Origin of the sequence: uncultured Eudoraea sp., from assembly GCF_947258525.1 — a bacterium.
Lineage (GTDB): Bacteria > Bacteroidota > Bacteroidia > Flavobacteriales > Flavobacteriaceae > Eudoraea.
Genome location: NZ_CAMYIP010000168.1, coordinates 984 through 9,233 on the forward strand (window position 1 = coordinate 984; position 8,250 = coordinate 9,233).

Below are 8,250 nucleotides of genomic sequence, written 5' to 3' on the forward strand. Positions count from 1 at the left end.
ACAAATAAGGGGGCAGGAAATTGGAAGGTTAACCACTTTCTGGTTTATGGGTCAGTTTTTGTCTCCTATAATTTTACTCCCTTTTCTTAATTTAATGACACACTCCCAGTTATTTTTGGTATTAACCTTTATTATAGCTGGTTTGAGTTTAGGATTCTTCGTACTTGGAATTCTCAATAAAAAATCAAAGGTGAAATCCTGAAAATTGAACACTTTCAAACGGGAAATGACACAGCAGATACTTATAAGGTATTATACAAATAACCACTAACACAGTAGTTGAGCAACCAATTCTATCGTGATTTTTAAAAAGCGGAAAAATCAGCCAAATAAAAAATCAAGCCCCTTTGTAGGGACACTACTCTTCATAGTGTCACTTATTTTACTATTCCTAACAGGTCCTATCGGATTTTTATATGGTATTTTACACTCACTGTTCACTAAAGGATTCAGGGGCGTAGGAGAATATTTATTAAAAATTGCTGTATCCGTAGACCAGCTTGGTAATGTTTTAATGCAACATTTACTCAATGCGCTGTGGATAACAAAAGAAGGCTATAAATTTGGAAATAGGGATGAAACAATCTCCAGTGCGCTGGGCCGAAACAAAGTATTGGGCACTCTAAACCATTTTGGTAATGGAATTGATAAAATACTGGATATTATAGATCCATCTTATGCACTAAGAGTTCCAATAAAGATGTCTATTACATCCCGGGAGGTAAAAGAGAACCCAGAGAATCTGATACTCAGACGCTTTATAGAGAAATGAAAGAGGAACTGCAGGTACTCTTAGATACTTCTTCATTAAAATTTATAGGAATTTTTGAGGCACCTGCTCACGGTCTTCAGCCTGGAACGATCGTCAGAATGAGGTGTTATACCGGAGATTATTCGGGAGAGCTATGCCCTGATTCTGAAATTTCGGAAATGGTTTGGCTTAGTTATGCAGACAGAAATATGGTATCGGAAGTAGACAAACTTATTTTTGATTTTCTTTATAAGAAAGGATATCTAAAATAAATTTTCATGGAGGCTCATAAAGTTTTTCGTTACTTTTAGTGCCAATTTAAATAATCTGCAAACTAATTTAATAACTACAAATGGTAGTATTAGGAATTGATATTGGTGGCTCCGGAATGAAAGGTGCCTTAGTTAACTCTATAACCGGTGAAATGTTAACTGAACGTTACCGCATTCCTACACCCCCATCCCGTAAACCAAAAGAAATGGCAGAAGTGGTCAAAAAGATCGTTGAGCACTTTGATCATAAAGGACCTGTTGGCGTTGGATTCCCTACTATCATCAGGCACGGGGTATGTAAATCCGTTGGGAATTTGCACAAAAAATGGAAGAATGTTAATGTTCGCGAACTATTTTCTAATACAACCGGACTTCCGGTAACGGTTATTAATGATGCGGACGCTGCAGGATATGCCACCATGAATTATGGAATAGGGAAAGGCAAAGAAGGTTTAGTGGTAATGATAACCATCGGGACTGGTTTAGGCAGTGGAGCGTTTTATAATGGTGAACTGATACCTAATTTTGAATTAGGGCAGATTCCTTACAAAAAATATAAAAAAATTGAAGATTGGGCAGCTGCATCAGCAAAAGAAAAGGAGGGCCTGAGCTACAAGCAGTGGGGAAAACGTTTTAATGTATTCCTGAAATATGTAGATCTGTTAATATCACCGGACTGTATAATTTTAGGCGGTGGAACCTCAAAGCAATTTGATCAATACAAAGATTATATAACTATAGAAACTCCTGTAATTCCGGCAGAATTAAGAAACCAGGCAGGGATTGTTGGCGCAGCCGCCGCAGCATTGCATGAGGCTCCAAGAGATTAAACCGGAAACGGACTCAATATTCTAGGTAATCTTATTTCTTTTTCGGTCAACTTCCTTTAGAAATACTTTACGAAGACGTAAGTGTTTAGGTGTAACCTCCACATATTCATCCTTTTGGATATACTCCAGGGCTTCCTCCAAAGAAAATTTGATGGCCGGAACTATTTTTGCCTTATCATCTGCACCTGCAGAACGCACGTTTGAAAGTTTCTTGGTTTTGGTGATATTGATAACCATATCATCACCTCTCGTATTCTCACCAATAACCTGACCTTCGTAAATGTCCTCGCCCGGATCTACAAAAAACCTTCCTCTTTCCTGTAATTTATCAATTGAATAAGGAATTGCCTTCCCATTTTCCATGGAGACCAATGAACCATTTTGCCTTTGAGGAACCTCTCCTTTCATAGGTTGGTATTCTAAAAAGCGATGAGCCATTATTGCTTCTCCGGCTGTAGCGGTTAAAAGTTGATTCCGAAGCCCAATAATCCCACGTGAAGGAATAAGAAATTCACATACCATTCTGTCTCCCTTTGCCTCCATACTGGTCATTTCACCCTTACGGATAGATACCATTTCTACAGCTTTTCCGGATACTTCCTCCGGTAAATCTATGGTTAGCTGCTCTATTGGCTCACACTTTACGCCATCAATTGTGCGAATAATAACTTGCGGCTGGCCTATTTGTAGTTCATAGCCTTCCCTTCTCATAGTCTCTATAAGCACAGATAAATGCAAAACACCTCTCCCAAAAACCATAAACTTTTCAGCACTATCTGTCTCTTCCACTCGCAGTGCCAGATTCTTTTCCAGTTCTTTCTCCAGTCGTTCTTTGATATGCCTTGAAGTAACAAATTTTCCATCTTTACCAAAAAATGGACTATCGTTAATTGTGAATAACATACTCATTGTTGGCTCATCTATAGCAATAGTCTTAAGCCCTTCCGGATTTTCAAGGTCTGCAATAGTATCCCCAATTTCAAATCCTTCAAGCCCTACAATTGCACATATATCACCCGTAGCCACCTCACTTACTTTTATACGGCCCAGGCCTTCAAAAGTAAATAGTTCTTTTACCTTAGATTTTACAATACTGCCATCACGTTTTACCAGTGAAATTTGCTGTCCTTCCTTTAAAGAACCTCGCTGCAAACGTCCGATCGCAATTCTGCCGGTAAATGAAGAGTAGTCTAAAGAGGTGATCAACATTTGGGTAGTCCCTTCCTGAGGTTCAAAACTCGGGATATGCTCAACAACCATTTCCAAAAGAGGTTCTATCGATGTTGTCTCATTTTGCCAGTCATCACTCATCCAGTTATTCTTGGCAGAACCATAGACTGTTGGAAAGTCTAATTGCCATTCTTCAGCACCAAGCTCAAACATAAGATCAAAAACCTTTTCATGTACTTCTTCAGGTGTACAATTTTCTTTGTCTACTTTGTTGATAACAACACACGGCTTTAAACCCATGTCGATTGCTTTCTGCAAAACAAAACGCGTTTGCGGCATTGGGCCTTCAAAAGCATCCACCAACAGCAAAACCCCGTCAGCCATATTTAAAACACGTTCAACCTCACCTCCAAAATCGGCGTGACCGGGAGTATCAATAATATTGATCTTGGTATCCTTATAAAGCACGGATACATTCTTTGAAGTAATGGTAATACCTCTTTCACGCTCGAGGTCATTATTATCCAAAATAAGTTCTCCTGTTTTCTCATTTTCCCGGAATAACTGACAAAAATGTAAGATCTTATCTACCAGTGTAGTTTTTCCGTGGTCAACGTGAGCAATTATGGCAATGTTTTTTGTATTAGACATCTTATTGTATTAAGGCCGCAAATATACTCCTATTTTTTGCTTACTGTTATAAAGTTCTGTTATTTTTATTGTGTTGATTTTGAGGGATTAGCATTACATGTAATAGCTTTAAAAAACAATTATCTTTGTACCCTAACTTTTGAATATGAAACTCGCCACCATACCTCAACTTAAATACGCAGATAGCAACAATTTTTTTCTACTCGCAGGACCATGTGCCATAGAAGGCGAGGAAATGGCACTCCGGATCGCAGAAAGAATTGTACAGATCACTGATAAGCTGGAAATCCCCTATATTTTCAAAGGGAGTTTTAAGAAAGCAAATCGAAGCCGGGTAGACTCTTTTACAGGCATAGGAGATGTAAAAGCCCTGAAAATATTGAAAAAAGTCTCTGAAACATTTAAAGTTCCAACGGTTACAGATATTCATGAGATAACAGATGCACAACTTGCTGTTGAATATGTAGACGTCCTTCAAATTCCGGCTTTTTTGGTGCGTCAAACCGATTTGTTAGTCGCGGCAGCAAAAACAGGGAAGACAGTAAACCTTAAAAAAGGACAATTCATGAGTCCGGAAAGCATGAAGCATGCTGTAAATAAAGTAATTGACTCCAATAACGACCAGGTAATGATTACGGACAGAGGTACAATGTTTGGTTACCAGGATATGGTAGTAGACTTTAGGGGAATACCCGTAATGAAGCAATATGCACCTGTGGTCCTGGATGTTACCCATTCCTTGCAGCAACCCAATCAGTCTTCAGGAGTTACAGGGGGGAGGCCCGAATTGATTAGCACTATAGCCCGGGCAGGAATAGCCACAGGAGTAGACGGAATCTTTATCGAAACCCATTTTGATCCTTCCAATGCCAAAAGCGATGGCGCCAATATGTTGCACTTAGATCAACTGGAGCAGCTTCTTATAAATTTAACTACACTTCGTAAAACCGTTAATAGTCTTCAGTAATTCGCTTAGATTTCGTTAAAATCAGTACCTTGGAATTGAATAATTCCTTTATGTACTTATGAGAACAAGCTGGTTTTTATCACTAATTTTTGGTGGCATAGTTTTCTTTTTTATTTCATGTAAGTCTGAGACCAAAGAAGATGGTGTAACAAAGAGACCAAATATTATATTCATTATGTCTGATGATCATGCATATCAGGCTATTAGTGCTTACAACGACAAATTAATTCAAACCCCAAATATTGACAGGATTGCAAATGAAGGTATGCGGTTTACGAACGCCAGTGTCACCAACTCTATTTGCGCACCTTCCAGAGCTGTAATTCTTACAGGAAAGCACAGCCACATTAACGGAAAGATTGATAACCTCTCCCCTTTTGACACCACTAATATTACCTTTCCTCAGCTATTGCAAAACGCGGGTTACCAAACCGCCATGTTTGGAAAACTGCATTTTGGTAACAATCCCAAAGGATTTGATGAATTCAAAATTCTGCCGGGACAGGGAGACTACTACAATCCTACTTTCAATACTAAGAAAGGAGACACCACGATAGTGGGTTATGTTACCGACATAATTACGGACCTGACTTTAGACTGGTTGGAGAAACGCAGGGATACAGTAAAACCATTTCTGCTTATGTACCTTCACAAGGCCCCTCATAGATCATGGCTTCCTGCCGAAAGACATTACCGGGAGTTTACCAAAAAAACCTTTCCATTGCCTGAAACCCTTTTTGACACTTATGATACAAGAGGGGATGCAGCGAGAACAGCAGAAATGAATATCCTTGAGCATATGGTTCTTAACTATGACAATAAAATATTCCCGGAGGTTATCGAAGAATTGAAAATTACGGACAGAAAACTTTTTGATCCCCTCGAAAAAATGACCCCAGATCAAAAAGCTTCATGGGATGCAGTCTATGCGCCTATAAATGAAGATTTCAGAAAACAATATCCGGGTATGAATGATTCCACGCTCATGGTATGGAAATACCAGAGATACTTACAAGATTATCTGGGAACTATAGCAGCAGTTGACGAGAATGTAGGGAGACTTTTAAATTATCTGGAGCGGGAAGGTTTAAGTGATAACACTCTCCTTGTATATACCTCAGATCAGGGATTTTATTTGGGAGAACACGGTTGGTTCGATAAGCGTTTTATGTACGAGGAATCATTTAAAACCCCATTATTAATAAAATGGCCCAATGTAATTAAAGCCGGGATCACAGAAGACGAAATGGTTCAGAATCTGGATTTTGCCCAGACATTTTTGGAGGTGGCAGGTGCTTTACCACCTTCAGATATGCAGGGTGAAAGTTTAGTCCCTTTGCTTAAAGGACAAAAAGAGAAATGGGATCGGAACGCGGTTTATTATCACTATTATGAATACCCGGCAGAACATGCGGTAAAAAGGCATTATGGCATCGCCACTAAAGACTATAAACTTATCCATTTTTATTATGATGTGGATGAATGGGAATTATACGACCGAAAGAATGATAAACAGGAGATGAACAATGTGTATCAGGATCCAAAATATGCAAATGTGGTGATTGAAATGAAACAGAAACTTGAAGCGTTGAGGGTAAAATACAAAGACAGCGATTCACTTAGCAATCAATACATCAAACTATATAAAGAGAAAGGCTGGATAGAATGAGAAACTTATTTTTTCCAAAACTTTACATCTTTTATGCTGTAGGCATCTTTTAATACTTCCACCAGAATGGCATGATCAATTTCTTCAAGCGAAGTGTACCTGAGGGAACGCATCATTTTACGGCCAGCCGCAGTCATGTGTTCTAGATGAACAGTGAGATGGGCAGCCTTCCAAAATCCCAAATCCACGTAGTTTTTGCTCTGGTTCAGGTAGCAAAAAGGCTTTCCATGCAGGTAGTAAAAAGGAATTTTGTATTTGTACTTCAAATCCACTTCAGGCACGGTCTGCTCAATAGCAGATTGCAAATGCAACAGAATACTTCTATACGGTTCCGGCTGACTTAGTATGTAATTTTCCGCAGGATTCATATCTTTAAGGAAAAAGTTGAAATGTCTAAGTTATTATTTTCTGTTTTATTCCTGATTAGCTGCTATGCTTTTTCCAATGAATATGCTAGCGTTGATCAGAAAGTGAAGAATTATCCCGCTTTTAAAAAAGTACATGACCTGGGATACCGAATTCAAAATGATTTCAGTACAGACGAAGAAAGAGTGCGGGCAGCTTTTGTCTGGATTACGCAAAATATGGTATATGAAAAAACCTATGATGATATTTTTAGAACAGGTCAAAGAATCTCCTACCAATCCGAAAGTGGCCGGCAAGATCAGATTAGAAGAGTAGTATTGGACTGGATAGAAAAGGCCTTTATTACCCGCAAAGGAGTTTGCTTGGAATACTCCCTGATCCTTAATGAACTATGCATTCAATTTGGCTTGCCATCCAAGGTAATAGTGGGTGTTGCCAAGACAGATATACGATTTGTTAAAGGCAAACAATCCTTTAAAAATCATACCTGGAATGCCGTACATATAGATGGCGTTTGGAAACTTATGGATCCTACATGGGCATCCGGTCATTTAGATTTGGTTGGTAAAAAGTTTATAAGGAAACAAATAGATCATTATTATTTTACAAAACCTGAGGAATTCATAAAGCATCATTACCCCAATAATCCGGAATGGCAACTTTTGGATGATCCGGTGGATATCGAACAATTTTTTAGTGCACCTATTTTTTTAACCGATTTTTTTGGAACGGGAATAGAACTATCTCCCAAAACAAAAGGAATTTTCAGTATTTCATCTAAAGACGCCAACTATATATATTTTGATCAATTGCCTAAACACCATGGAATGTATTATTTGGTACATAGCGAAGGTGAATTCAAGAGAATGGGATTTAAAAAAGGGAAAGGTAAATCCTATATTTCCAAAATTAAACTCAATAAAAACTTACATAAAAATCATGATTTGTTAACGGTGTTTTTAGAAGATAAGCCCATATTAAATTTTAAAATTACGGAACAAATCAACAAATAAATCCTCCATTTTGAAACCATACCGAATGAAAAGAATCCTTCTTATACTATCAATATTCTGCGCCTTGCAATCTATAAGGTCGCAATCGCATTCCCATAGTGGGCAACTGGCTTTGACCTATCCTGATATTGAGGGGTATCTTACCTTAAAAACAGACTTTCACCAGCATACGGTTTTTTCAGATGGCAATGTTTGGCCTACCATCCGTGTACAGGAAGCACTCAGGGAAAATTTGGATGCCATCTCATTAACCGAACATCTGGAATATCAGCCTCATATTGATGATATTCCACATCCGGATCGGAACAGATCTTATCATTTGGCATTGGAAGAGGCCAGGGAACATGGTCTTCTTATTATTCACGGATCTGAAATTACCCGTTCAGAACCTGTTGGCCACAGCAATGCAATTTTCATCTCAGATGCCAATATGCTTATGGCCGATGATCCTGCGGTGCCTTTTGAGGAAGCAAAAAAACAAAATGCCTTTGTATTCTGGAACCACCCTGCCTGGTATGATCAAAGTCCCACCGGAAATCCAATTCTGAGTGATTTCCAGGA

The 8,250-nt window shown here is 38.6% G+C and carries 8 protein-coding genes and 1 pseudogene; 7 read left to right on the forward strand and 2 right to left on the reverse strand.

Annotated features, from left to right (window positions below; all coding sequences use genetic code 11):
- Positions 1-370: 370 nt before the first annotated feature.
- From Q0X89_RS18095 to ppgK, 3 genes are all read left to right on the forward strand, one after another.
- Complete coding sequence (locus Q0X89_RS18095; protein ID WP_367177058.1) at positions 371-772, forward strand: hypothetical protein; 402 nt, start codon at positions 371-373, stop codon at positions 770-772.
- The gene (locus Q0X89_RS12775) at positions 712-1,023 is read left to right on the forward strand and encodes an NUDIX domain-containing protein (protein ID WP_367177059.1); all 312 of its coding nucleotides are present in this window, start codon (positions 712-714) and stop codon (positions 1,021-1,023) included. Before Q0X89_RS18095 ends, Q0X89_RS12775 begins: the two co-directional genes overlap by 61 nt.
- Before the next feature lie 80 nt (positions 1,024-1,103).
- Complete coding sequence (ppgK, locus tag Q0X89_RS12780; RefSeq protein ID WP_297694775.1) at positions 1,104-1,853, forward strand: polyphosphate--glucose phosphotransferase; 750 nt, start codon at positions 1,104-1,106, stop codon at positions 1,851-1,853.
- 21 nt (positions 1,854-1,874) lie between these two features.
- Here the strand turns inward: ppgK and typA are convergent, their stop codons facing one another.
- Entirely contained in the window at positions 1,875-3,674 is a 1,800-nt protein-coding gene (typA, locus tag Q0X89_RS12785; protein WP_297694777.1) for a translational GTPase TypA, read from the reverse strand.
- A gap of 145 nt (positions 3,675-3,819) precedes the next feature.
- Between typA and kdsA the strand changes: the two genes are divergently transcribed.
- Entirely contained in the window at positions 3,820-4,641 is an 822-nt protein-coding gene (gene kdsA / locus Q0X89_RS12790; protein ID WP_297694779.1) for a 3-deoxy-8-phosphooctulonate synthase, read from the forward strand.
- A 58-nt stretch (positions 4,642-4,699) separates the two neighbouring features.
- The gene (locus Q0X89_RS12795; protein ID WP_297694781.1) at positions 4,700-6,310 is read left to right on the forward strand and encodes a sulfatase; all 1,611 of its coding nucleotides are present in this window, start codon (positions 4,700-4,702) and stop codon (positions 6,308-6,310) included.
- Positions 6,311-6,315: 5 nt separating this feature from the next.
- Here the strand turns inward: Q0X89_RS12795 and Q0X89_RS12800 are convergent, their stop codons facing one another.
- Complete coding sequence (locus tag Q0X89_RS12800) at positions 6,316-6,678, reverse strand: DUF1801 domain-containing protein (RefSeq protein ID WP_297694783.1); 363 nt, start codon at positions 6,676-6,678, stop codon at positions 6,316-6,318.
- Between the two features lie 21 nt (positions 6,679-6,699).
- On the opposite strand from Q0X89_RS12800, the gene Q0X89_RS12805 reads away from it, so the two are divergent.
- Positions 6,700-7,689 (forward strand): transglutaminase domain-containing protein, encoded by a 990-nt coding sequence (locus tag Q0X89_RS12805; protein WP_297694785.1) that lies wholly within the window; start codon positions 6,700-6,702, stop codon positions 7,687-7,689.
- A gap of 25 nt (positions 7,690-7,714) precedes the next feature.
- A pseudogene (locus Q0X89_RS12810) lies at positions 7,715-8,250 on the forward strand (PHP domain-containing protein); the annotation flags it as partial.